General features: G+C 63.4%; 15 protein-coding genes and 1 pseudogene (1 of these 16 running past the window's edge). 7 read left to right on the forward strand and 9 right to left on the reverse strand.

All coding sequences use genetic code 11. From position 1 onward, the window contains the following. The 4 genes and pseudogenes from GEV06_07970 to GEV06_07985 all read right to left on the reverse strand — a co-directional run. A pseudogene (locus tag GEV06_07970) lies at window positions 1-982 on the reverse strand (hypothetical protein) (it extends 35 nt beyond the left edge of the window). An 11-nt stretch (window positions 983-993) separates the two neighbouring features. Then, window positions 994-4,188, reverse strand: coding sequence for a dehydrogenase (locus tag GEV06_07975; GenBank protein MPZ17831.1), 3,195 nt, complete (start codon window positions 4,186-4,188; stop codon window positions 994-996). Then, the gene (locus tag GEV06_07980) at window positions 4,028-5,485 is read right to left on the reverse strand and encodes a sulfatase-like hydrolase/transferase (protein ID MPZ17832.1); all 1,458 of its coding nucleotides are present in this window, start codon (window positions 5,483-5,485) and stop codon (window positions 4,028-4,030) included. The genes GEV06_07975 and GEV06_07980 overlap by 161 nt, the downstream gene beginning before the upstream one ends. Window positions 5,486-5,623: 138 nt before the next feature. Next, window positions 5,624-6,535: a LysR family transcriptional regulator gene (locus GEV06_07985; protein MPZ17833.1), complete on the reverse strand. Its 912-nt coding sequence runs from the start codon at window positions 6,533-6,535 to the stop codon at window positions 5,624-5,626. 95 nt (window positions 6,536-6,630) lie between these two features. Between GEV06_07985 and GEV06_07990 the strand changes: the two genes are divergently transcribed. Continuing rightward, a complete protein-coding gene (locus tag GEV06_07990; GenBank protein MPZ17834.1) occupies window positions 6,631-7,194 on the forward strand; it encodes a sulfatase-like hydrolase/transferase in 564 nt (187 codons plus the stop codon). Between the two features lie 632 nt (window positions 7,195-7,826). Here GEV06_07990 and GEV06_07995 read toward each other — a convergent pair. Further along, the gene (locus GEV06_07995; protein ID MPZ17835.1) at window positions 7,827-8,138 is read right to left on the reverse strand and encodes a hypothetical protein; all 312 of its coding nucleotides are present in this window, start codon (window positions 8,136-8,138) and stop codon (window positions 7,827-7,829) included. Window positions 8,139-8,313: 175 nt separating this feature from the next. Between GEV06_07995 and GEV06_08000 the strand changes: the two genes are divergently transcribed. The 4 genes from GEV06_08000 to GEV06_08015 all read left to right on the forward strand — a co-directional run bounded on the left by GEV06_08000 (window position 8,314) and on the right by GEV06_08015 (window position 13,939). Further along, window positions 8,314-10,026 (forward strand): hypothetical protein, encoded by a 1,713-nt coding sequence (locus GEV06_08000; protein MPZ17836.1) that lies wholly within the window; start codon window positions 8,314-8,316, stop codon window positions 10,024-10,026. Window positions 10,027-10,041: 15 nt separating this feature from the next. Further along, entirely contained in the window at window positions 10,042-11,010 is a 969-nt protein-coding gene (locus tag GEV06_08005) for a 3-hydroxyacyl-CoA dehydrogenase family protein (GenBank protein ID MPZ17837.1), read from the forward strand. A 71-nt stretch (window positions 11,011-11,081) separates the two neighbouring features. Continuing rightward, on the forward strand, window positions 11,082-12,608 hold the full coding sequence (locus tag GEV06_08010) for a sulfatase-like hydrolase/transferase (protein MPZ17838.1): 1,527 nt from the start codon (window positions 11,082-11,084) through the stop codon (window positions 12,606-12,608). Beyond that, window positions 12,608-13,939 carry a sulfatase-like hydrolase/transferase gene (locus tag GEV06_08015; GenBank protein ID MPZ17839.1) on the forward strand — a complete coding sequence of 444 codons (1,332 nt, stop codon included), beginning with the start codon at window positions 12,608-12,610 and terminating at the stop codon, window positions 13,937-13,939. The genes GEV06_08010 and GEV06_08015 overlap by 1 nt, the downstream gene beginning before the upstream one ends. A 30-nt stretch (window positions 13,940-13,969) precedes the next feature. Here GEV06_08015 and GEV06_08020 read toward each other — a convergent pair whose 3' ends face one another. Next, window positions 13,970-15,403 (reverse strand): hypothetical protein, encoded by a 1,434-nt coding sequence (locus tag GEV06_08020; protein MPZ17840.1) that lies wholly within the window; start codon window positions 15,401-15,403, stop codon window positions 13,970-13,972. Window positions 15,404-15,635: 232 nt separating this feature from the next. Here GEV06_08020 and GEV06_08025 point away from each other — a divergent pair, with 232 nt between their 5' ends. After that, window positions 15,636-16,316 (forward strand): hypothetical protein, encoded by a 681-nt coding sequence (locus GEV06_08025; protein ID MPZ17841.1) that lies wholly within the window; start codon window positions 15,636-15,638, stop codon window positions 16,314-16,316. Between the two features lie 154 nt (window positions 16,317-16,470). Here the strand turns inward: GEV06_08025 and GEV06_08030 are convergent, their stop codons facing one another. Both GEV06_08030 and GEV06_08035 read right to left on the reverse strand, forming a co-directional pair. Then, entirely contained in the window at window positions 16,471-19,125 is a 2,655-nt protein-coding gene (locus tag GEV06_08030; protein ID MPZ17842.1) for a hypothetical protein, read from the reverse strand. A 127-nt stretch (window positions 19,126-19,252) separates the two neighbouring features. Then, window positions 19,253-20,671, reverse strand: coding sequence for a sulfatase-like hydrolase/transferase (locus GEV06_08035; GenBank protein ID MPZ17843.1), 1,419 nt, complete (start codon window positions 20,669-20,671; stop codon window positions 19,253-19,255). Window positions 20,672-21,025: 354 nt separating this feature from the next. Here GEV06_08035 and GEV06_08040 point away from each other — a divergent pair, with 354 nt between their 5' ends. Then, window positions 21,026-22,285 (forward strand): hypothetical protein, encoded by a 1,260-nt coding sequence (locus GEV06_08040; protein MPZ17844.1) that lies wholly within the window; start codon window positions 21,026-21,028, stop codon window positions 22,283-22,285. 36 nt (window positions 22,286-22,321) lie between these two features. Here GEV06_08040 and GEV06_08045 read toward each other — a convergent pair whose 3' ends face one another. Further along, the gene (locus GEV06_08045) at window positions 22,322-23,746 is read right to left on the reverse strand and encodes a sulfatase-like hydrolase/transferase (GenBank protein MPZ17845.1); all 1,425 of its coding nucleotides are present in this window, start codon (window positions 23,744-23,746) and stop codon (window positions 22,322-22,324) included. Window positions 23,747-23,757 lie beyond the last annotated feature (11 nt).

Consider the following 23,757-nt stretch of genomic DNA (forward strand, 5'->3'; position numbering starts at 1 on the left):
TGATGGCGTTCCCGGAGAGGAATCCTGCGCTCAGCCCCTCGTCGACCGCCTGCTTGACGTGGTTGAACATCGCCAGCGTCCAGTATTCGTCGTGCCCCACCGACAAGAACACCTTGACGCGCCGCAAGCCCGCGGGGTCCGCGTGCGTGTCGACATTCGACCAGTACGTGACGTCGTACCCCTCCCGCTCCAGCCAATAGCACAGCGGGAGCTCCCACAACAGAAACTCCCCCGACCCTTGCGACAGCGGCTGGTCCACCACCTGCGGATACTTCCCGTAGGGCCGATCGAAGCTGACCCACGTCCGCGCGCTGTGCGGCTGCGCCGGCGGGTCGCTGTCATAGAGCGAATACGCGTCCGGCCACTTGTTGTACGCCTGCCACGTCGTGTCGCTGCACTGAAACAGCACGTCCGCCCGCCGGTCGTCGCGCACGATGAAGATCACATAACTTTGATAGCGATGCTCCGCGCACGAGAGCTTCCCCAGATAGACCCCGCTCAGCCAGTCCTCCGGAATCGGCACCGCGGTCGTCGGCCGCCAGCGGCACTCCCGCAACCGGTGCGCCGCGATCACCGGCTCGGGCTGCGGCGTCACCGCGAACGGGCCCACGCGCCTCATCAGCCGTCCGCCCGTTCCGCCGTAATACCCCAGCCGATAGATATCGAGAGACACCGTCGCCGCCGGGTCCGCGCTCACGAACACGTCCAGTGTCTCTCCCGCCCGCACGCTCGTCTGCCCGCAGTAGCCCTCCACCAGCTTGGACCGATAGTCGCGGCTCCGCACGAACGTCAACTGCCAGTCCGTCGTCCCGGTCTGCTTGTTCTCAGCGACCACCCGGTTCGATGGTTCCGTGGCGGCTTGCGGCAACGCCTCCGCCACCCCTGGCCCCAACAGTCCACCGACCGCCGCGTACTTCAACACCTTGCGGCGGTTGAGCCCTCCACCCTTCTCACCCGACCTTGTACGATCCCGGCGATTCATGGAGGCCCCTCTCACTTCACCAGCTCCAACAGCTCCTCCTCAGTCCAGGGCGTACTGCGAGCAGCGGTCTCCTTCCTGACCCTGTCAACGGTCTCGGAGCGAACCGGCGGCGCCTGGTTCCCCCACTCCTGCCTGATGTAGGACAGGATGGTGGCGATCTGCGCGCTGTCCAACTGATCCTTCAACGCGGGCATCTCCACGTCCACGCCCTTCTTGCCGTGGAGGACGATCCGCGCCAGGATCTCCTCCTGCCCGAGCACCCATTTAGAGCCCACGAGCGATGCCCGCATGCCTTGACCGCTCGGCAGATGACAGTAGCCACAAACCAGCCGGTAACTCTCTTGCCCTTTGGTCGCGGATGCCGGCAAGCGAGCGTCCGTCCTCTTTCCGTCTCCCCGTCTCGGCCAATGCTCTTGCAACAAGGCGTCGAGCGTCGTGTCGGCGAATCGCTCGATCGCCGCGCGCCGCGCTTTCGTAACTTCACGCGCAGGGATCCGGCCTTCGTCTACGGCGTCGAGTAACACACGGGCCCAAGCCTTCCGGCTCACCAGGAGCTCCTGCGCAACGCTGCGAACCGCCGCTGTCATGCGAGGATAGAGACGCAGCACACCGCGCGGGACTCGAGGATCCTCGAAACGCTGGAGCGCGTGCAACAGATCAACGTGGACGGCTTGGAAGGAGCTGTGTTCGAGCAGGCCGAGGAACACCGGCACAGCTTCCCTCGTCTGTACATCGGTCACCGCGGCAATCAATCGCTTGCGCTGGTCGTCCGCCGTTCCGGACGTCTGCAGCAGCTGCAGCCCCTTGGAAACCATCGCCTTCCTTCCGAGCCGCAACGCAAGGCTGACCAACGCCGGACTGTCTCCTCGACGCGCGAGCAGATCGGCGAGCGTCTCATCGAGCGCAGGCGCGGCGGTCTCGATGATCTGCCCCTCCAACCCTTCGTCCATGCCTTGGGCCACGAGCTCCGCCGCCTGCAGGTCCGGCGCAAGCCGGAGCAGCCGGGCACAGGCGCGATGGTTTCGGGCTGTGACGTCAGGATCGGACTTGCTCTTCCACTCCGAGTAGACGCCCTGATAGTCGGCGCTGAATGTGTAGTAGGACTCGCCGCGCTCGGCCGTCAAGCGGCGCCCCAAGCGGCGTGCGACATGCTCGCGGAAGATCGCCGACTGCCACACCGAGCCGTCCTCGAGCATGTCCAGCAACAGCTCTGATTCTGACGACACCTTGTCCCCGATGGCCCACCATAGAAGGAGTGGTATGTGCGGATCATGAACGTCCTCGCTGCGCAGCAGGAGCTCACGAAGAATCGGCAGCGCCTGCTTGGCGGGCAGGCGCTTGCAGCTGCTGGCAAGCTGGCTGCGCACTTCGACCATGGGCTCCGTGCGAGCCAGCCGAACCAGCGCTCGTTGGATCTCCGGCGACACGCTGCGCGCGTCTCCGAGTAGTCTGACCGTCCAATAGCGGACGTAGGGATCGGCATGCCGCAACTGTCGGGCGGCGAAGCTGTCGTCGAATCCGCCACTCAGGTTCACCGCCCACAGCGCCTCCAGCGCGAGCTGTCCCTTCGCATCGGCCAGCAGCTTCTTCAGCGCCGGGACCATCGCGGGATTGCGCCGATCGGCAATGATCCGCCGCGCCTGCTCTCGAAACCATTTGTTCGGATGAGCCAATCGCTCGATCAGCTCTTGGTTGTCGAGTCGAGCCAGGTCGAACGGCGGCAAGGGGGCCGTGCGCCCCGCGCGCAGGCGATAGATTCGTCCACCGGAGCGATTCCAGTTATCGTTCGGGCTGAGGTGGCTCAGTCGGATGTCGTGCCAATCCGCGATATACACGGCGCCGTCTGGACCGACCTTGATGTCCACCGGCCTGAACCACCGGCTGTCGGTCGAGACGACGGCTTCCGTGTCGATGGTCCTGAACGTCGACTCGTCTGCCACCAGCCTGCTCGCCTGCACTCGGCGCGTCAGCGCCATTCCGGCGATGATCTGGCCTTCATATCCTGGCAGCGCAGCTCCTTCGTTGATGACGAAGGCCTGCGCGAAGCGAGGCTGATAGCCCGAGTGGGACATATGCGGCAGGTGCCCGAGCGCGAATGGATTCGTCAGGGGACCGTGCTTGGGGAAGTTCTTCTCGTAGTAAGCGCCCTGCGCATAGTGGACCCCTCGCGTCGCGCCGTGGTTCGTCCCGGAGAACAACCGGCCCTTCCGATCGAACTCCACGCTCCACGTGTTGCCGCCCCCCTCGGCGAACAGCTCGAATCGATCGGTCTCGGGATGGTAGCGCCAGATCGCCTGCCCCAGGAAGTGGATGCCTCTGATGTCGGCCGTCGTCGTGCTGCCCTGCGCGCCGTACAGCCAACCGTCCGGTCCCCAGTGAAGGCTGTTCGCGACAGCGTGGGTGTCCTCCAAGCCGAAGCCCTTCAGGCGCACCTCCGGATCGCCGTCCGGCACATCGTCTCTGTTTCGATCGGGATAGAAGAGGAGATACGGAGGGTTCAACACCCAGACCCCTCCACGCCCGACCGCCACGCTGGTGGCGATGTTCAGGCCGGCGACGAAGTCCTTGTGCGAGTCGAATCGTCCATCGCCGTCCGTATCCTCGAGAATCGTGATCTTGTCAGCGCCCCGGTCATGATTCGGCGGCGCAGGAGGCACCTTGTCGAAGACCGCGCGGAGATAGCGATCGTATTCGAGGATCTCGAGGCCCGCCGGAAACGGATATTGAAGATACTGGACGACCCAGAGCCGGCCGCGCTCGTCGAAGTGGAGATTGAGCGGCTGTCGGATCACCGGCTCGCTGGCCACCAGGTCGATCTCGAGGCCGTCGGCCACCTGAAAGTGCTCGAGCGATTCCTCAGGCGAGGACGGCTGCTCGTTTCCGGCGCCCTCGACTCCTTCGCCGGCGCCCTTGAACTCGGCAATGAACTTCTCCACCTCGGGCGTGAAAGGACGCTCCTGCTTGGTCGGCCCGGGCGCCTTTCCAGATCCGCAGCCGGCCAGCGCCACGGCCAGAGCACAGAAGGCGACTAGCCGAGGAGAAATGCTAGTACGGCGGCCGAGGGACGCCGCCAAGGACAGGGTCTCCGATAGAGCGCTGCCATTCCAGCAGCCGAGATTCGAGATCTTCGCGGATCTCTTGGTGCTCCGGCAGCCGGTAAAGATTGGTCGTCTCCTCTGGGTCCTTCTCGAGGTGATAGAGCTCATCCAGAAAGTTTGCATGGTAGTAGCGCACGAGCTTCCATTGCGGTGTCCGAACCATACGCATGAACGCCAGTCCGCTGTTATGAAGGTCATATTGACCAAATACGGTGGTTGGCCACTCTAGCGACTGTCCTCTCAGCAATGGCGAAAAGTCCCTGCCCTCCTGACGTAATCCATCGGGGAGAGACATCCCAAGCATTCCCAGCACCGAGGCAAGCGTATCCACCTGGGTCACCCTGGCGTCGATCTGCGTCCCCGCTTCGACCACTCCAGGCCACCTAATCAAAAGGGGCACGCGAATCGACTCTTCGAACATGTTGGGTCGCGTGGGTCCATGGACCCCTCCGGCCATCCAGAAGGCATTGCCTTTGCTCCAAAGACCATGATGACCAAGGTTGTAACCGTGGTCGCTCGTGAAGAGCACAATGGTCTTGTCGTTCAGCTGGAGCTGCTCCAGCTTTTCGAGAAGGCGTCCCAGGTTGCGATCGATCGAGTGAATGCTCGCGTAGTACTCCAGTGTCGCTTCTTTCACTTGCTCGACATCGAGCCCTGGAACCTGCGGGATCGAGGGATCCAGGCCGTCCACCGCGGCTCGATCCTGTTCCGGAACCGGTGCGAACGGCCGGTGGGGCGCTCGGAAATGCAGCAGAAGCGCAAAAGGCTGTGATCGGTTTGTTTCTACAAACCGGATCGCATCGTCGGTCAATAGATCGGGCAAGGCCCCTTTGAGTGTCTGGGTGGTTCCATCGACCTCCAAGGTTGGGTTCATGGGCTGGTTGCCGCCTTCGAGGAATCCGAAGAAGTGGTCGAACCCGCGCATCCGAGGATGGAACTGTGGCTTGGTTCCCAGGTGCCACTTCCCCACCAACGCCGTCGCATACCCGTGCTGGCGTACGATCTCCGGCCACGTCACCGCACCTGGCGGTAGGCCCAGTCCGGCATCCGCCTCCTGTGGCGAGATCCAATCGGTGATCCCGAGCTGTGTCGAGTACAAGCCGGTCAGAAAGGAGGCCCGGCTCGGGGAGCAGACCGGTGTGCTGACGAAGGCGTTTACGAAGCGTGCCCCCTCGCGCGCCAGCCGATCCATGTTTGGCGTGCGAATCTCCCGGTTTCCAGACGCGCCCATCGCCCAATACGCCTGGTCGTCCGTGACAATGGAGATGATATTCAGACGTGAAGACGTGGAAGTGCCAGCGGCAGCCGCAGATGCCGTGCGGCCTGACGTCGGTGCCTGAAAGAATGTAACCGCGAGGACCAATCCTACAGCGGCGTATCGACCCCAAGAGATCAGACTGGCCATGGTCCTCCCTGCTTCAGGCGGCGCGGGTACGCGCCGGTGTTACCCAAACGCCTGCATTTCGGATTGAGACGAATCATTAAATCATTATACTGTCACGCTACATTTCAATAGGGCTAATGGCCCTACCTGGCAACAGCGTTAGCGGCTGCGCCGCGAAGCATGGTGCTGGCGTGACGCGTCCCGACATAGATTGCAGAACAGCCGAGCGGCGTGCGGCAGGCGGTCTGTAGGAGGGGCGACGAGCCAGACCTCACACGCAATCTTGGATTCTGCCAGGCGCAGGTACCGGAATCCGCTGGTCATCGCTCGGCGGCGCGTGAGCACGCCGGGGTTGCCGCTCGTTTGCATCATTCTCTCGATGGCCTCTTCGTTCTCGAGCTCCATGGTGATGTTCGGCTGCGTCCCCGCCCGTTGGAAGAGCGGGTCGAGCACCTGGGTCCTCGTATGGCTGTCTTCGGAGAACGCGATGAGAGGAAACCGGCACAGCTCACGAATGGAGATGCGGCGTCGTTTCGCCAATGGGTGATCGTCTGGAACGACGATGACGAACTCTTCGACGTAGAGCGGCTCGTAGTGCAGGTCGTGCGCGGTGCGAAGCTCGCTGCGCTCGTAGACCACGCCGAGATCCAGATCGCCGCAGGCGATCTTGTGCACCACCTGTTCCGCGGTGCCCGTCATCATGTGGACGCGCACGCGGGGATGCTTGTCTTGGAGGACGCGCAACGCATCGAGGATCAGGAAGTACAAGATACTGGTTCCTGTGCCGATCCGCACATCGCCGTCTTCGAGCTGCTGGAGATCTTCGATGCGGCGGCGCGCGTCTCGCATCTCACGCCTGATGGTGCGCATCAGCTCGCAGAGCAAGCGTCCGGTCTCGGTGAGCTGCACGCCGCGGCCGACGCGCACCAGGAGCCGATCGCCCACATCGTCAGCCAATAGACGCACCTGGCGGTGAATCGCCGAGTGTGAGATGTGCAGCGCCTCACCGGCGCGGCTGTAGGAACCGTGCTCGGCTGCCGCCAACAGCATCTCCAGTTGTCGGACCTCCATGGTGCGTTCTCCGCTTCGCTGGCGCGTGCTATCTGTCTTGGCGCAAGACGGCTATTATCTAAGACTTCTAATTGTTGGAACAGTCTCCCTTCTCTATGCTGCGGATCGTAGAGGACACGACCAGCACGCTCATGACTGGACAGCACACGGGCCACACGCCGGTCCGCAACAACGGCCTCAGCCGTTACCTGTACGACACCGACGTCACCGTTGCCGAGGTGCTCGAGAAGGCCGGGTACGCGACCGGCGGGTTCGGTAAGTGGGGGCTCGGCCGGGAGAACACCGCCGGCGTTGCGGCGAAGCAGGGCTTCGACGTGTGGTTCGGTCAGTACAGCCAGACGCAAGCCCACTTCTACTACCCGTACTACCTGATGCACAATCTGGAGCGCCACCCGCTCCCGGAGAACGAGCAGAAGAAGCGCGGCACGTATGCCCAGGACGCGATCCACGAGCGGGCGCTGAGGTTCATCGAGGGCAAAAGCATCCGCACCTATATTGGGAAGCGGCGGGACCGATGCAGAACGTTGTTCAGCAGGCGGTGCGGTGGGGGAAGTGGAAGGCGGTGCGGCCGACGGCCGCGCCAACCTGGGAGCTGTACGACCTCACGGCCGACGTCGGCGAGGAGACGAACGTCGCGGTCGATCACCCAGACGTGGTGAAGCGGATCGAGGAGATTGCCCGCGCGACCCACACGCCCGAGCGGAAGTACGGTCCGGCTCCGAAGGAGACGGCGGGGAATTTCGTGAAGTAGTCGCAAAAAGTACTTGACGTGATTTTCCACGCACGCGCGTTCTGGGACGGAGTGCCGCAAGAATGGGCTTCTTCGGGCGCGACGTTGACCAGGAAGCGGCGTTCGGAGGTCACGGCGACTGCAACGACGGATCGACGCGTTCGCGTGCGCGGTGAGCCATTCTGCGGCCTCGAAAATCGCGTCCGTATAATGGGGTATGTCGACCCCACTTTCCACGCGCTCTCTGATGAGGATCTCCTCCGCGAGGTCACCCGCCTCGCTGCCCGTGAACGCGAGGCCACGGCGTGCCTCGTGGATTCCGGCGGCGGTCAAGCGCGAAGTCTGGGCGCGCGACGAGGGGCGATGTGCCTTCATCAGTGCCTCTGGACACCGCTGTCGCGAGCGGGCGTGGCTCGAGTTTCACCATGTCGTGCCGTATGCGAAGGGCGGCGAGGCGTCTGCCGAGAATGTCCAGTTGAGGTGCCGTCGCCATAATGGCTACGAAGCGGAGCGGGACTTCGGCGCCTGGACCGCGAGGCGTGTCCGCGAGACGGCGCCAGCCTATGGATCGGCGCGCGTGTCGGTCCGTGATGTGTGGCCGCCTACGGTGGAAGAGACCGAGCGCACGTCCTGCGGTGCGGTGTGCCCCGCGGCGAGCGCGTGGCCACCACGCAGCTCGCCCCGGGGCGAGCCCGGCACGACATGTGTGCCACCAGCCGTTGGGACGAACGCTTCTTCGCACGCGGGCTGGCGCACGGCTTCGCCGAGGTGCGCGATGTCGACGACGTGGCTCTCGTCTCGAGCTCTTTGCGACGCCCAGCGCGAGACGCTACGGCTCTGACGCGACCGCAGGCGCTGGAGCCGAACGGGCAATGTTTTGTCGTATCAGGACCGATTTCGTCGTGGTAGACGAGGGTGTCCCGTCGCCGGACTTTACGGGGAGTGTTCGCGATCCGGAACTCATGGAGCGCCTCGTGTGACAGCCGTGACTAGCCGGGGGAGGCATCGATTGGAGCATCAACGCGTCGCCTGGATTCTTGTCTGCGCCTTGATTCCCTGCACACTGCTAGGAGGATCGGCCGCCCAACCCGTCTCGGACCGGCGGGCAGCATCACTGATGGATCCGGATCACTTCGAGGCTCGCATCCCAGAGGTCACGGACCGCCAGCAGTGGGAAGCCCGCAAGAACGAGCTGCGAGAGATCGCGCTGAACAGCGCCGGTCTCTGGCCTCCACTCCCCAAGACTCCTCTGAACCCCAGGGTGTTCGATGAGAAGCGGGGAAACGGCTTCCGGGTGGCGAAGGTCTACTTCGAGAGTCTGCCGGGGTTCTTGGCCACCGGCAATCTCTATCGCCCGGAGGCTGGAAGCGGCCCCTTCCCGGCGGTTCTGAGCGCTCACGGCCACTGGCAATACGGGCGGCTCAACAACGAAGAGGGCGGCAGCGTCCCAGGTCGCGCGATCGATCTAGCGCGCATGGGGTTCGTCCTCTTGAGCATCGACATGGTCGGCTACAACGATAGCCTACAGTTGCCGCACGACCGGGTGAAGAGCCGAGCCCAGCTGAAGGCGGACCAGCCGCTTCCGTACGAGGCACGTCTGTTCCGGCCCGATTTCGCCTTCCCTCGGGCCGAGCTGTACGGGCTGAGCCTGGCCGGGCTGCAGCTTTGGAACGGTATCAGGGCGATCGATTTTCTCGTGTCGCTCCCTGAGGTCGATGCCCAGCGCATCGGCGTGACCGGGGCGTCCGGCGGAGCCACGCAAACCCTGCTCCTCATGGCTGTGGACGATCGGATCCAGGCCGCCGCCCCCGTCAACATCATCGGGGCGACGAAGCACCCTGGCTGCCGCTGCGAGAACCCTCGCGGGCTGTGGCGACATACCAGCACGATCGAGCTGAGCGCGACCTTTGCGCCAAAGCCTCTGCTGCTCCCCTCGGCAACCGAGGATCCGTGGACCCACAGCTTTCCCGAGCGCGAGCTGCCGATCTTCAAGAAGTACTATGCGCTGTACGGAGCGGAAGACCAGGTTGCCAACGTGCACGTCACGGCCGGGCACAACTACAATGCGGAGACTCGCGCGGCCGTGTACGCATGGTTTGCGCGCCACCTGAAGAGCCCCAACCCTCCCATCACCGATCCCGACGGGGTGACCCAGGAGCTGAAGCAACTCGGCGATCTGCGCGTGTTTCCCGAGCACATCCTTCCCGAGCAGGCGCTGTCGGGCCAGGAAGTGATTGAGAACTGGATTGCTCAGTCCGAGAAGGACCTTCAGGCGGCTCTTCCTGCATCACCCGCAGATCTCCCCGAATTCGTTTCAACCTTTGGAAAACGGCTGGCCCAGATCCAAGACGTCGCGACGGGCCTGGCGTTTGCACGAGCGCGCTGGCCGAAGGATCCTCTGACACTGGTGGGCCTCGGCCGCTGTGGTCTATTGGCGGCCCTTGGCGGGGCGGTCTCCGGCGAGGCTGACAGGGTGGTGGTCGACTTGGCCGGCCGGAATCCCGGCCTGGATGCAGAGCTGCTCGAGCTGCTGCCGGTCGCCAGCCTGCGTCGCGCAGGCGACCTCCGAACGGCAGCGCTCCTGCTGATGCGGAAGCCGCTGGAGCTCGTCAATCCGGGCGCAAGCTTTGATCGAACCTGGTATCGGGAGCGAGCCGCCGCCGTGGGACTCTCGCAGAACCTGCGGTTTCGCGAGTCAACGTCAATCTGGCCGCCTGATCGATTCCTGGTATCGGACAAGAGGTCGCAGTTCGACAGGTGAGCGAAGCAAGCAACCATGAAGGACGTCCAATCGGTTGGTGTCGTCGGACTGGGCTACCTTGGCCGCGGAATTGCCGGGTGCCTGTTAGGTCATGAGCTCAGCGTCGTCGGCTACGATGTCCGAAGCGACGCACAGTCCAAGGCGCGAGCGAGTATTCAGGAGGCGCTCGACGAGCTCGTTCGATATGCCGGCTTCGACGCGGCTCGCCTCGCGGAGTGGCCAGCGCGGTATCGTGCCGCGGCGTCGCTCGACGATCTCGCGGAGTGTGAGGTCGTGATCGAGAGTGTGTTCGAAGACCTCGAAGTCAAGCATGCCGTGCTCGACGAGCTCGAGGCGATCGTTTCGCCCTCGACGCTCCTGGGGACCAACACCTCCGCCTTGCCGATCAGCCAGCTGCAGAAAAGAAGACGCCATCCTGAGCGGCTGCTCGGAATGCATTTCTGCCCGCCGGTGCATGCCAGCCGCTTCTTGGAGCTCGTGCCAGGCGAGCACACCGCGCCGGATGCGATGACGGCAGCAGCGCAGCTCGGCCGCCGCATTGGCAAGGACCCTTCGGTGCTCCGTAAGGACATTCCGGGCTTTGTCAACAACCGCCTCGCCTATGCGATCTTCCGAGAAGCGCTGTTCCTGATCGAAGCTGGTGTTGCCGATGCGGCAACGATCGATCGGGCGTTCCGCCACGGTGTGGGCACGTGGTCGGCGTTGTGCGGTCCGCTGCGGTGGATCGATATCTCGGGAGGACCCGCGCTGTATGCCACCGTGATGGAAGGACTCTTGCCGACATTGAGCCGTGCGGCGGTGCCACCTGAACCGATTCGGCGGTTGAGTGCAGAGGGCGCACGCGGCAGCAGCGGCCATGGGTTCTACGAGTATTCTCCCGAGGATGCCCGTCACTGGGAGACGCGCCTGCATCAGCACATATGGTCGCTGTACGAGCTGATGAAGAAGGACGCTCCACACGAAGAAGAGACATCAAGCGGCTGACTCGACTGACCTTGACCTCAGGGCGGCATGTCATATAAAAGGTTCCATTAATTCGATTGACTAACCCCATCATGGTCTGGCGAATGGCTACAACCCTTGAGGCACCGAGACTTGACTCATTGAGTCAAGTCTCGGTGCGTCAAGTGAGCGTCGGGGAGCGCGGCCGAAGGCCGCGGTCCGCTAGAAGTGTGTCCAAGTGGATCTATTCCTCGAGTCTTGTCGTATTGCTGGCGCTGCCAGGGTGCGCCGCGGAGCAGCCGAACGTCATTCTTGCGATGGCCGACGACCAGGGCTGGGGAGATACGGCCTACAACGGCCATTCTGTCCTGAAAACCCCTACGCTCGATGAGATGGCGGCCTCCGGCCTTCGCTTCGATCGGTCCTACGCGGCGGCGCCGGTCTGTTCACCGTCACGTTGCAGCGTCCTGACTGGCCGGCACCCCAACCGCTTCGGTTGCTTTACCTGGGGACATGACCTGCGTGCAGAAGAAGTCACGATCGCGGAGGCTCTGAGAGAAGCCGGATATCGGACTGGACACTTCGGCAAGTGGCATGTCGGCCCGGTGCGCACAGAGAGCCCTGTCTCTCCTGGGAGCAGCGGCTTCGACGCGTGGTTGTCCAGCCCAAACTTCTACGACCTCGACCCGTGGATGAGTGACAACGGTGAGGCAGTGAAAACCCAGGGGGAAGGGTCGATGGTGATCGTGGACGCGGCGGTGAAGTTCATTCATTCTGCTGCTCAGGCGAAGCAGCCATTCCTGGCGGTGATTTGGTTTGGCTCGCCGCACGTTCCGCACGAGGCCCTGGACGAAGACCTCGCGCAGTACAGAGATCAGGCCGAGCAGATGAAGCCCTTTCTTGGCGAGATCACCGCCATGGATCGCGCCATGGGACACCTCCGGCAGCAACTTCGTGCGCTCGGGGTCGCAGACAACACACTGCTTTGGTACACGAGCGACAACGGCGCCATCCCCGTTGGATCCACCGGCGGGCTCAAGGGTAAGAAGGGCGACCTGTGGGAAGGCGGCATCCGGGTTCCCGGGATCATCGAATGGCCGTCTCGGATCACGACGCATCGGACCACGGACATCCCCGTCAGCACCGTGGACATCTATCCAACCGTGCTCGACATCGCCGGCGTTGAAGCTCCGCGCGCGAGATTGCTCGATGGCATCAGCTTGGCTCCGCTGATTGACGGCGAGATGGCGCAACGATCGAAGCCTTTGGGTTTCTGGGTCTATCCCGCGCAAGGGCGCCCCGTACGCAGCAGCGAGCTCCTCCAGGAGCTGGCAGAAGAACAACGCACTGGACAGCCGGTCCGTCCCGACGCGCGACTCCCGTTGGAAACCCGGACACCGGCAAAGGGCGATTCCGCCGACCGCTTGCCCGGTCATGCTGCATGGATCGACGGCGATTACAAGCTCCATCGGATTCCCGACGGCGAGGGCTTCAAGTCCACTCTCTTCAATCTCAAAATCGATCCCGCTGAGACACATGACCTGGTCGAGCAAGAAACGAGCCGTGCGAAGGCGATGAGGGCCCAGCTCGAAGCGTGGCAGCACTCAGTGACTCGCAGCCTTAACGGAGAAGACTACTGATGAGAGCTTCCAGAACGCTCGCACTCGCCGCGCTGGCGTGTGTGGTTCACGGTTGCTCGGCACAAGCTCCCCCAACTGTCGATGCGCCGTACGGCCGGCAGCAGTTCGCCTATGAGGACGCCGGCCGGCGATTCAACCAGTTCTCGCAGCACGTCACGCAAATGCACCAGGAGGGCATGACCGTCGCTGCAGCGAAGGAAGCGCTTTATGACGAAGTCATGGCCAACTTCGACGCTTTCCTCGCTGACCGCGAGCCGGGCCAGCCGTTCTCCTTCTGGTTCGGGCCGACCAACGTGCACCGCAAATGGATTCGCGGCTCCGGCAAGGCGCTCTGGGGGATCGACCCTGATGACTTAGAAGGAAAGCTTCCTCCCTTCCTTCCAGACGTTCCCGTCGTACGGGAGGATCTGGCCGATTACTTTGGTGAGATTCAAGCATTCGATGAAGCGCTCGGCCGGCTGCTAGCAAAGCTCGAAGAGATCGGCGAATTGGACAACACGGTGGTCGTCGTCAGCGGCGACCATGGCCCGCCGGGGTTTCCGCATGGCAAGACCAACTTGTACGACTTCGGGACGGCTGTGCCGCTGGCCATCCGCTGGGGCAATGGAGACGGCGCGTTCAACGAGCGGAGTAACTCGGAGACACCGACCGGCCGCATCGTCGATGATCTCGTCACCCTGACAGACCTCGCACCCACATTTCTCGAAGTCGCTGGGCTCTCCATCCCTGAGGCGATGACCGGACGCAGCCTCGTCCCGGTGCTGCAGACGGACAAGTCCGGTCAGGTTGATCCCGAGTGGACGGCTGTCTTCACGGGCCGCGAACGCCACGTGGAGAACGCCCGGGCAGACTACACCCCCTATCCGCAGCGGGCGATCCGTACACCTGAATACCTGTACATCATCAACTTCCGCCCGAACCGCTGGCCGGCGGGAGATCCCTACCGACTCGACGGCGAGGATCCACCCACGGCGGAAGAGATCACCGAGGAGACACGTGTGACGCTCCCCGATGAAGACGCGGGCCCGACCAAAGCGTGGCTCGTCGGCCAGCGTGACACGGCCCAATGGCGGCCGCTCTACGAGCTCGCGTACGGCAAACGTCCACGCGAGGAGTTGTACGTCCTGGCGAATGACCCGCACCAGGTGAAGAATGTCGCCGATGACCCACAGTACGAACAGGTGCGGCGCTCACTCCATGAGCGGTTGATGGCGGAGTTGACGCGCACCGGCGACCAACGCCTCGTCAACGACGGCGAGTATTTCGAGAACCCTCCGCTTGCGGGCCCCGTTACCGAGGAGAGTGCTGGCAAGCCACGAGGCCAAGACTGACCTGCTCCAACATCCGGGCAGCCCGCGCTGCTACTCTGGCGCAGACGGGAGCTGCTGGAGATCGGCACGGCTGGTCTCGTAGGTCACGGCGAAGGCGAGCACGTCGGGATCGGGTGGCTCACCGCGGAGGCGGCAGGCCTCGCGATAGAGGTCCGGCCACCAGTTGCGGTGCTCGGTGAAGCCCCGTTCCCGCCATTCCCGCCAACCCATCAACACCTTGTCCCAGCAATCGCTGCCGTGGGTCATGGCGGCCTTCTGACTCTCGAACCGTTTCACGTACCAATCCCGGCCGATGCGAGCGTGGAGGACCTCATCGGCCCAGTCGTAGTCCTGGAAGAGTCTGGCCAGCGGGTTGTCGGAAGCCGAGCCCACTTCCCACTCGAAGCGCTTGCCGTTCTGACTCATGAGGCCCTGCTCGATGAAGTAGAGCACGGCGTGGCGCTCAGCAGGCGTGAGCTGGATGTTCAAACCGAGGGACCAGGTGTGGTTGATCATCACCAGCCGTGGCCAATCGATCCCCAGCGAGACGAATCCTACCTCGCCCATCATCGCGTGCCGTGCTTCATCCCAGAGCTGGCGCGTCATGTCCCGGTAAAAGTCCCACGGCTCGCCATGCGTCTGCGACAGGATGCTGGCCATCATTTCCGGGACATCGATCTCCCGAAGTCGCTTGTAGAACATCATGAGGACCTTGTCGCACTCGGGGTAGTCGGGATGATAGAGGAACTCCTCGGCGTGCACCCCCATGTTATAGGGGTCCGGAAACCGCTCGTCGCGCTGCGGCACGCCGTCATAGGCACGCTTCTCGAAATGGCGCTCCTCCGACAGGGGGACTTCCTCGCAAGTACCATCGAGAGCGCCTGCCGATTGGAGGCCGCGGACGAGGAAACCGGTCCAACCCGACATGCTCTCCAGCTCGGAATCCGCGACGAAGCACCGCACCGCCTCGCGGCCGTAGTCGATCATTTCCTCAACTTCAGGCAAAGCGATCCGCAGGAGCCGGACGGTGGGGTGATCCGCGAGCTTGTTGGTGTCAGAGAGATGGCGCCTGATACCTTCCCGCAGGGCCGGCAGCGCGTACTGATACAGTCCGACCAAAAGATGCGTCGTGTCGGGCGACGCTTCGATTTCCTCGAAGAAAATCTCGAGGGCCTGATGCGGCACGTCGTCCAGGCCCAGGGGCGGGGTGCGCATCTCGGCCACGCGCTGGCGCAACACGCTGGCATGCTCCATACAGAGATGTGAATGGTAGCTAAATGCCATCTTGAGCTCGTAGACCGGTTCGGCCGTCAGGCGGGACTGGAAGACCTGGAACAGCCGTTTGAAGCCGTAGTGATGGCGCTTGAGCCGGCGCACACTCTCTTCTACGGAGAGACCGGGGCGGGCGGCCTCTTCAAAGGAGCAGATTCCGGCCAGCGGCGGCAGGGTCCGGTAGGAACGGTAGGCTGTGATTTGCGTGTTCATGGTGAAGAAGCATCCCCACTCGCCCGTCAATCCGGACGATTGTTTCGCGGCTCCGGACGTCCTACTGCGACATCCAGCAAGGATAGACAATGGCCACCGTGTCCCACAATTAGAATTTCTAGTCCGATGTTGAGGTATCCGGAGCAGCCCGGACAAACGATTCCCTCTCCCGGAGGGTCAGGGTGAGGGGAGCTGGCGCAGCGCGCATCGTGGCACCTCACAGGGATGCAACATGAAGAACCGCGGAGAGATGAACAGTCTGAGCTTGGGTCTCGGAGCCGTAGTGGGAGCGCTGTGGCTGACTACCTCGCTCGCCGCCCAATCAGCCTCCCCCTACCCGTCGTCGAGCCACGGCGGCAACTACATGTACAACTTCTACTTCCCTCCTGCCCCCAGCTCGACGCCGTGGGCGCCAGCCTGGTCGCCTGATGGGCAATGGATCGCCGTGGGCATGAGCGGATCGATCTGGAAAGTCGATCCAGAGACCGGCCAGGTAGAAGAGCTCACATACAACTCCAAGTACCACTCCTCGCCCAACTGGTCACCCGACGGGAACTGGATCATCTACATGGCCGATGACGGCGGCACGACGATCCAGCTGGAGATTCTCAACCTGCAAACCGGCGAGAGCCACGCTCTGACCAACGACGAGCTCATCTACACCGATCCGGTCTTCTCGCCTGACGGCCGGACGGTCGCGTATGTCTCAACGAAGCCGAATGGCTACTTCAACGTTTACCTCCGCGGCATCCGGGATGGACGATGGAGCGGCGAGGAGATCGCGGTGACCGGGGACCACACCTTCGGCCGCGATCGACTCTACTTTGGCGAGTGGGACATGAAGGCACGCCCGAGGAGCGGTTCCCGTTGGATGCGACCTACCCGCCGGCCTTCACGAATCCCGTCTGGGTGATGACGGGGCGGCAGCCGATTCGACACGGCCCGTCGGCGGAGTACGCGCTGCAATGGATCGACAAGCTGCAGGAGATGGCAGAGGCGTGGCCCGGTTGGCGCTCGCAGAAGGAGAAAGACCACGTGTTCGCACAGTTCGACGAGGCGCGCCAGGTTTATCGGCGCTTCGCGAACGAAGCCGGGCGCAGGAGCTCATCGTCCGTCAGGTAGAGACGAGCAGCCGTCCGTTTACAGTTGAGCACTTTCTCGGCAAGATCGAGCGGACGATAGAAATAGTGATTCGAGGCCTCGTAGGCAATCACCGAGTGCGCGCGCGCGGTGTGGAACTGCGCCGTCGCCAGCCTTGCTTCCTCGTCCGCAATCTCCCGCATCCGCTGGAGCACGGCGTCACGGTCCCCCGTTTGGTCCGCGAGGCGCGCGCGGAGTCGGTAGAACTCGACCTGATTGGCGACGCTTTCGAAATGGCGATGGCAGGTATGCGCCACCGCCAGGTCGAGCTCGGCGGCCCGGCGCCGCGACGGAGGCGTCCGGCGGGCTGCGCGCTCGAGCAACTGCAGTCCTTCGGCCCAGAGGCTGGACAGCTTTCGGAACTGAGCCTGAACGACCTCGGGTGGATACGCGCGTGACCATTCTTCGTACGCGTCGTGCGGAAAGAGAATCATTCCGGGCTCGTGCTCCACACGACTCAGGCGCAGTAAATTCGCGGGACCGTGGTGCGTGGGAATCCGGTACATGTGAACGCCGTACGGAAACTCCTGAAAGGCGCGGCTGAACTGGCGCCAAGCCGCCACGAGGTCCGGCGCCGCCACGGCGCCGTAGCGGCCCACAGCCGTTTCCGAGAGGATCTCGTCCGGCGACGCGTGCGGCCGATAGTAGTAGGCTTGCGCCGCCGCCAAATTCGGTGACGGATAGCCACCCAGGGTCCAGGACACCATCAGCATGGAGACCGCCTCGCGCGAGAGATTCTCGCAATGCCGCAGGACCAGCGCAGGAACAGGAATATACGGGACGGCGGCGATTTCCCAGGTGTTGTTGAACGGCACCTTCGCGGCGGTCTTCACCCCTGCCCGACGAGCGCGGCGCCAGTTGCGCCTGGCCCGAGGGCCCGGGCCCACCACGGACATCGAATATTCACCGACCTCGGTCTTGACGCCACCCCGCTCCAAGGGCGCCGCCCACTCGCTGACGCTTTGCACGACGACGTCCTTTGCCAACCGCGGAATGAGACGCTCGGCCAGCGCGTCGCCCCATCCCCAGTCCCAATGGACGATCTGGGCAGTCGCACTCTCGCGGCGAATGCCGTCGCGCATCGCGGTGAAGAGCTCCGCGATGACGTCCCAGCTGGCCCGCTTGGGGCATCGCGGGCAGTCGCCCGCATTCGGGGCGTCCGTTCCCCAGGTGCCACCGTGTGAAAAGCAGTTCGTGTGGTTCTCCGACATGGAGATGGTGAAGAATCCGCCGAGGTTCGGTGTGTGCCGCATCACATGCGCGAGGCTGTCGGAGATCCAATCGCGCACACGGGGAACGCTCGTGCACATCGCCCACAAACCCCGATGCGACGACCCGCGCACCTCCGGATGGCGGTCGAAGAACGATGCCGGCATCGCGCGCGGCTCATTCAAGTACAGATAGACCTTGATGCCATAGCGCGCCGCCCGATCGACGAGCAGGTTGAGGTTCTCGAGGCGCGTCTCCCAGCCTTTGCCGAGCTCCGGAAACGCTTGGGACGGCGCGAGCGTGTTGAGGACGGCCTGCATCCAGACGCCGTTGATGCCCACGCGGACCAGCTTCTCGAGATAACCGTCGGGGAAGGGATCCACCTCTGGCTCCATGAGGGGATCGCCGTATAGCGCAAAGAACGAATAGAGATATCGAACGTCCCAGGTCTCCTCGAGGTGGATCGCTCCGGGCTCCAGGAACGGCCCGCCGCGGTTCTCCAGGTGGTTCTGCACGTGGGCAACTGCGCGGATGACGCCCTCCGGCGACGAGGCGGCAATGCGAATACGATTCGGGGTGGTCTCGATATGAATCCCGTCTGCACTGGAATCGACGTCAAGCTCGATCCTCCGGGCGGCGTCGGGGGCGATCGTCGCGCCCATGGCATGGCGTAGATACCGCGTGAGCCGTTCCGCGGCGGCCTCGAGGAGCGTGCCGGTGACCGGTGCGACCCTCCAGCCGGAGCTGAGGTCGATCTCGCCGTCTCGGATCTCGGCCCCTGGATCACGTCGGTCGCCATAGCTCGCCTCGCTCAGATGCGTGACGAACGCAAAGGGTGGCTCGCCCGGCCGGGACCACGCCTCGCCGAATGTCTCGTGCACGGTCGCGCGGATGGCAGCTGCCTTGCGGGCTTCCTCCTCACTCGGCGTGCGGTACCAAATCGGCGCGCACTGCGGCTTCGCGCCCAACTTGTGGTCGAGGAAGTCGTCTTCCTTCAGGGTGAACTCGAAGCGCGCAGCATCCCAACCGAGCAGCTTCTGGATCTGCCGGTTCGGCAGCAAATGCCAGTTCTGGCGAATGACTGTTATGTAGAATCGGCGCCGTTGATCCTCGTCGAGCACCCGTTTCTCCGGAAGCCCCATTGAATCGGCAATCGCCTGGAGCTCGGCAGACTCGGCCTGCACCGTCTCCGCCATCCGCTCCAGGTTAACGAGCTCCCAATTTCGCCAGACGAACTGGTGAAGCCGGCTGGGGAAATGGGCTTCTGAGAGCGGGGGCGGTACGGCGTGCGCTCCGCTCTGACTTCTGGAGAGGAGAGAACGGGATAACAATCCCGCGGCCGGGACGAAGCGCAGGAATTCGCGTCGGTACATACCTGTATTCGCCTCCCTGCTTCGGGAGCATAGATAAGCGCTACATCTGCCCGCAATTAGAATCGTTGGACAATAATTGTCTGGGATTGAGACAGGTCGAGATCTGTTCCAAGGGCTTGATTAGTCCTCATTTCGATTGTCTCTCGAGCAATTGGGGTTGCGGGTTCTCCACACGCCCCACCGGGCGCTGCCCCGCTCCGGCGCGACGGCCATCGCCGAGCTCCTCACGAGCGTGCTCGAGCAGCTTCGAGAGTTGCGCGACGATGGCCGGGTGCTCACGGCTCACGTCGCGTGTCTCGGCAATGTCCGTGCTCAAGTCGTAGAGACCCGCTGGATTCTTCTGGTCAGCAGCGCCTGCGTCGGCCTCCTCTGGAAGGGGCACCTGGAGCTTCCACTTACCGGAGCGCACGGCGAGCAGATGACTTCGGTGATAGCAGAAGAATGCGACGTGGGGCGACTTGGCGCCGGCTTCTCCCGCGAGGAGGGGCCAGATGTTTCGGCCGTCGATCGTGCGATCCTGAGGGGGCCTTCCGCCGGTGAGATGCGCAAACGTCGGAAGCATATCCATTGTCGTCGCGAGCTCGTCGGACACACGACCCGCGGGAATCCTGCCAGGCCAGCGCGCCACAAAGGGGACGCGCATGCCACCCTCCATCCTGATTGAGTTGCAGTACCCAGACAGCGGCGCATTACTGCCATGATGGCCCTCTGGGCGCCTGGGGGACGGAGCAACGGCGCCGTTGTCGGAGGTATAGATGACGAGCGTCCTGTTCTCGAGCCCCAAGTCGTCGAGCGCCTGGAGGATCTGTCCAACAGACCAGTCGAGCTCCTCAACGGCGTCTCCGTACGGTCCATTCGCGCTTCTACCTTGAAACGCCTCGCTGGCAAACGGCCGATTCGTGCTGCCTGGCATGGCCTGGGAAAGCCAGATAAAGAACGGACGATCCCTGTTGTCCTCGATGAACCGTATGGTCTCTTCCGTCTCTCGTCTGGTCAGCAGGTTTCGATCGGGAGGGGCCTCGATGACCTCTTCGTTACGCATGAGCGGAAGCGGAGGCCATTTCCCAGGGGGCCCGTTGTCCGGCGTCATATCGTCGCTGTAGGGAACGCCGAAGTAATAGTCAAAGCCCTGGCGCGTCGGTAGGAAGGCGGGCTGATCACCCAGGTGCCATTTCCCGATGTGCGCCGTGGCATACCCGCGCTCCTCGAGCACCTCGGCAATGGTGACCTCCTCTGGGTGCAGGCCGTTGGGCGAGACGGGGCGAAGCACAACGCCGTCCGGCTCGGTCCACTCGAGGCCGACACGACGCGGATACGAACCGGTCATCAACGCGGCGCGCGACGGCGTGCAGACCGTGGCTGCGGCATAGAAGTTCGTCAACTTCATGCCTTCGTCGGCCATACGATCGATGTTGGGTGTCCGATGCTTCGCCGATCCGAAGCACCCCAAGTCGCCGTAGCCGAGATTGTCGGCCCACATGAAGATGATGTTCGGTTTCTCGACCTCCTCCGGCGCTGCTGCTGCGGGCCGAAACCAGGCCAGCATGACGCACGTCGCCACAGCCAGGCAGATTGACAATGACGATACGACCGTTCCGATGCGCTTCACACCCATTGTGTTGTCGAAGAAGTTAGAAGGCGAACCTCACGCCGAGGCACGCAACGCGTCTATTCAATCGAATCAATGTAACATTACATTACAGTGGAGGTTTTCCGGATGTCAAGGTCTCCAGAACCCTAAAATGAACTGACTCTTGAGTCCTTACGCCACAATTGCCCACTTCGCTTGTCAAGGAGAAGTGAAGACAATGTCACCGGGGACGTCGTGTTCGAGCAAGGGCCTGACGAGATACTGGGCGACGAGGTCCATTTCCTCCGGTAAACGAGGACATCGTCCGATATGAGAACCGAGATCCTGTATGCCGACGTCGAGTTTCTCGAGCGTCCAGTTGCCAGACCCCTTCAGCTAAGCAGCGGTCCGATTACAAAGCTCACCGAAGCTCGCGCCGCCGTCCGTGTCATCGTCGCGGGGAAGGAGGCCACGGGCCGCGCGTCGATTTATCTCAGTGACCTTTGGGCCTGGCCCGATGACTCGCTTTCACACGCGGAAAGGAACGCCGCACTCCGACGCTTCTGCACGACCATCGCGCGCCGCCTCGGTTCGCTCTGTGGGGGCGAGCCGGAACATCCGTTGGAGCTCGGCCTCCGCCTGCATGATGCGATGTGCGCAGCGGACCATCCGCCGGTGCTTGCCCGCCTGATGTGCGCCAGCCCTTTCGACGCCGCGATACACGACGCCGTGGGTATCGCCCTCGGGCGCTCTGCGTTCCAGCTCTACGAGCAGCCAGTCCCTATTCCTGCCGCCGACCGCTATTTTCCGACGCTCGGTGCCTGCCGCGCGATCAGCCGCATCCTCCGCGAGCCGGTCAAATCGCTTCCCGCCTGGTGGATCGTCGGCGTGAACGACTCTCTGACGACCGAGCTGCTGCCGCTCGTCCGCAACGGGGGCTATGACTGCTTCAAGCTGAAGCTCTCCGGAAAGGACAGCCCGACCGACGTGGCGCAGACGGTCGAGACCTTTCGCGCAGTCAAGGCGCTCGGTCTCGGTCGTCTCCGGCTGTCGCTCGACAGCAATGGCGGCAACCCGGACGCCGACAGCGTCGTCGACTATCTCGAGCGGCTTCGGGCGGCCGATCCGGAGGCGTTCGAGGCTGTCGCCTACCTCGAGCAACCGACCGGCCGCGATATTCGCCGCTACGCGTTCGATTGGCGAAAGGCGACACGGCTCAAGCCGGTGCTGTTGGATGAGGGCCTCGTCGACGGCGACGTGCTTCCCGCAGCGCTCGAGCAAGGCTGGAGCGGTCTTGCCGTCAAGACCTGCAAAGGACACAGCTTCTCGCTGGTCGTCGCGGCATGGGCGGCCGAACACAAGCTTCTGCTCGCCTTGCAGGATCTGACGAATCCGGGACTCGCGGCGATCCATGCCGCCCTGTTCGCGGCCCACATTCCGACCATCAATGGCGTCGAGCTGAACTCGCCACAGTTCACGCCCGAAGCCAATCGAGAATGGCTGCCTCGCCTCGGATCCCTTTTCCAGCCACGAGGGGGCCTGCACCAGCTCCCGTTCGCGATACCGGCCGGCCTCGGATCCACGCTGTGACTACTGTGCACGCGTCAGGAGGCGGGTTTCCCCCAATCAATAATTCCGGAACGGACCACGCGGCTCCGCCGCTTCCATCTCTGCTTCCCAGCGAGCGAACCGGGCGCGCATCATCGTCAGGATTTCCGGCTTCTCTCGAGCCAGGTTGCGCTGCTCCGCGAGATCCACCGAGAGATCGAACAGCTCCTCCGTCGGCTCCAGATTGTCCGGGTTTCGGCGCGGCCAGTACGACACCCATTTGTATTGGCCAACCCTGGCGGCCTGGTAAGCGGACGGCCACTGCCAGTACATCTCTCGGCGGGACGACTTCGCCTTCCCTTGAAGAACCGGCAGCATGTCGAAGCCATCGAGGCGCACATCCGGCTGCGCCGCGCCGCTGACGGCCACGAGCGTCGGCAGGACCTCGAGGGCGGTGAGGAGCTCGCCCGTCACACGACCGGCCGGGATCACGCCAGGCCACCACGCAATCAGCGGCACGCGCAGCCCGCCTTCGAAGCCCGAGCCCTTGCCGCCCCGCAGCCGGACGCCATCGATCTGGCCGTCGGCACGGCCATTGTCGGCCATGAAGAGGACGAAGGTGCGCCGATCCAGCTCGAGACGCCGCAGCGTCTCGAAGATCTCGCCGATTGCCTCGTCCATCGCTGACACCATCCCCGCGTACTTCACGCTGCGATCCGCGTGATCCCTCCCCGGATAGTATCGTTCAAGGTAGTGCGTCGGGACCTGGCGCGAGTCCTTTTCGAGATTCGACGCGCCGTGCGGCGCATTGAACGGCAGGTAGAGAAAGAATGGGCGATCCTGGTTCTTGCGAATGAACTGGAGCGCTTCGCGCCGGAAGAGATCGGTCGCATAGACGCCCTGGTCCGCCTTGGTGCGCTCATTGTTCCTGAACATGGAGTGCACGCCGTAGCGCTCGTGCGTGTAGTAGTCGATCCCGTTGTTGCCGTGTCCGTAGAAGTAGTCGAACCCGCGCTGGAGCGGGAGAAATCGCCGGGCCTGGCCGAGGTCCCACTTGCCGATGACGGCATTGGTATATCCGGCGGTCTCGAGCGCGTCGCCGAAGGTCCGCTCGCGCGGATCGAGGCCGCGGGTCATCTCCGGCGACATGGCGTACTCCAGGAGGCTGTAGCGGTGCCCGTAGTTGACCAGGTCGTTCCGGATCATCTCGTAGACGCCGTTCCGCTGCGGGTATCGTCCGGTGATGAGACCACTCCGCGACGGCGTGCACACCGACGCCGTCATATAGAAGCTGGTCCCACGCGTCCCTTCGGCCGCCATTCGGTCCAGGTTCGGCGTCACGAACTCCGTCGCACCGAACCCGGCCAGGTCGAACCCCTGGTCATCGCTGACGATGAGGATGATGTTCGGTGGAGGATCGGGACTGCCGCTGGCGCTGCCGAACACGACGGCAAGGAGAAGAACCACCAGAGCGATGGCGAATCGTAGCATGTGACGTCTCATCGTAGGAGGGG

Origin of the sequence: Luteitalea sp. (assembly GCA_009377605.1) — a bacterium.
In the GTDB taxonomy this organism is placed as follows: domain Bacteria; phylum Acidobacteriota; class Vicinamibacteria; order Vicinamibacterales; family Vicinamibacteraceae; genus WHTT01.

Excerpts from the sequence above, each read along its gene's own strand:
- GEV06_08045 (MPZ17845.1), bottom strand. The coding sequence starts at position 23,746 with ATGAGACGTCACATGCTACGATTCGCCATCGCTCTGGTGGTTCTTCTC.
- GEV06_08015 (MPZ17839.1), top strand. The coding sequence starts at position 12,608 with ATGAGAGCTTCCAGAACGCTCGCACTCGCCGCGCTGGCGTGTGTGGTT.
- GEV06_07985 (MPZ17833.1), bottom strand. The coding sequence starts at position 6,535 with ATGGAGGTCCGACAACTGGAGATGCTGTTGGCGGCAGCCGAGCACGGT.
- GEV06_08010 (MPZ17838.1), top strand. The coding sequence starts at position 11,082 with ATGGTCTGGCGAATGGCTACAACCCTTGAGGCACCGAGACTTGACTCA.
- GEV06_08025 (MPZ17841.1), top strand. The coding sequence starts at position 15,636 with ATGAAGAACCGCGGAGAGATGAACAGTCTGAGCTTGGGTCTCGGAGCC.
- GEV06_07990 (MPZ17834.1), top strand. The coding sequence starts at position 6,631 with ATGCTGCGGATCGTAGAGGACACGACCAGCACGCTCATGACTGGACAG.
- GEV06_08040 (MPZ17844.1), top strand. The coding sequence starts at position 21,026 with ATGAGAACCGAGATCCTGTATGCCGACGTCGAGTTTCTCGAGCGTCCA.
- GEV06_08035 (MPZ17843.1), bottom strand. The coding sequence starts at position 20,671 with ATGCTGGCCTGGTTTCGGCCCGCAGCAGCAGCGCCGGAGGAGGTCGAG.
- GEV06_08030 (MPZ17842.1), bottom strand. The coding sequence starts at position 19,125 with ATGTACCGACGCGAATTCCTGCGCTTCGTCCCGGCCGCGGGATTGTTA.
- GEV06_08005 (MPZ17837.1), top strand. The coding sequence starts at position 10,042 with ATGAAGGACGTCCAATCGGTTGGTGTCGTCGGACTGGGCTACCTTGGC.
- GEV06_08020 (MPZ17840.1), bottom strand. The coding sequence starts at position 15,403 with ATGAACACGCAAATCACAGCCTACCGTTCCTACCGGACCCTGCCGCCG.
- GEV06_07975 (MPZ17831.1), bottom strand. The coding sequence starts at position 4,188 with ATGAGCTCTATCACCTCGAGAAGGACCCAGAGGAGACGACCAATCTTT.
- GEV06_07980 (MPZ17832.1), bottom strand. The coding sequence starts at position 5,485 with ATGGCCAGTCTGATCTCTTGGGGTCGATACGCCGCTGTAGGATTGGTC.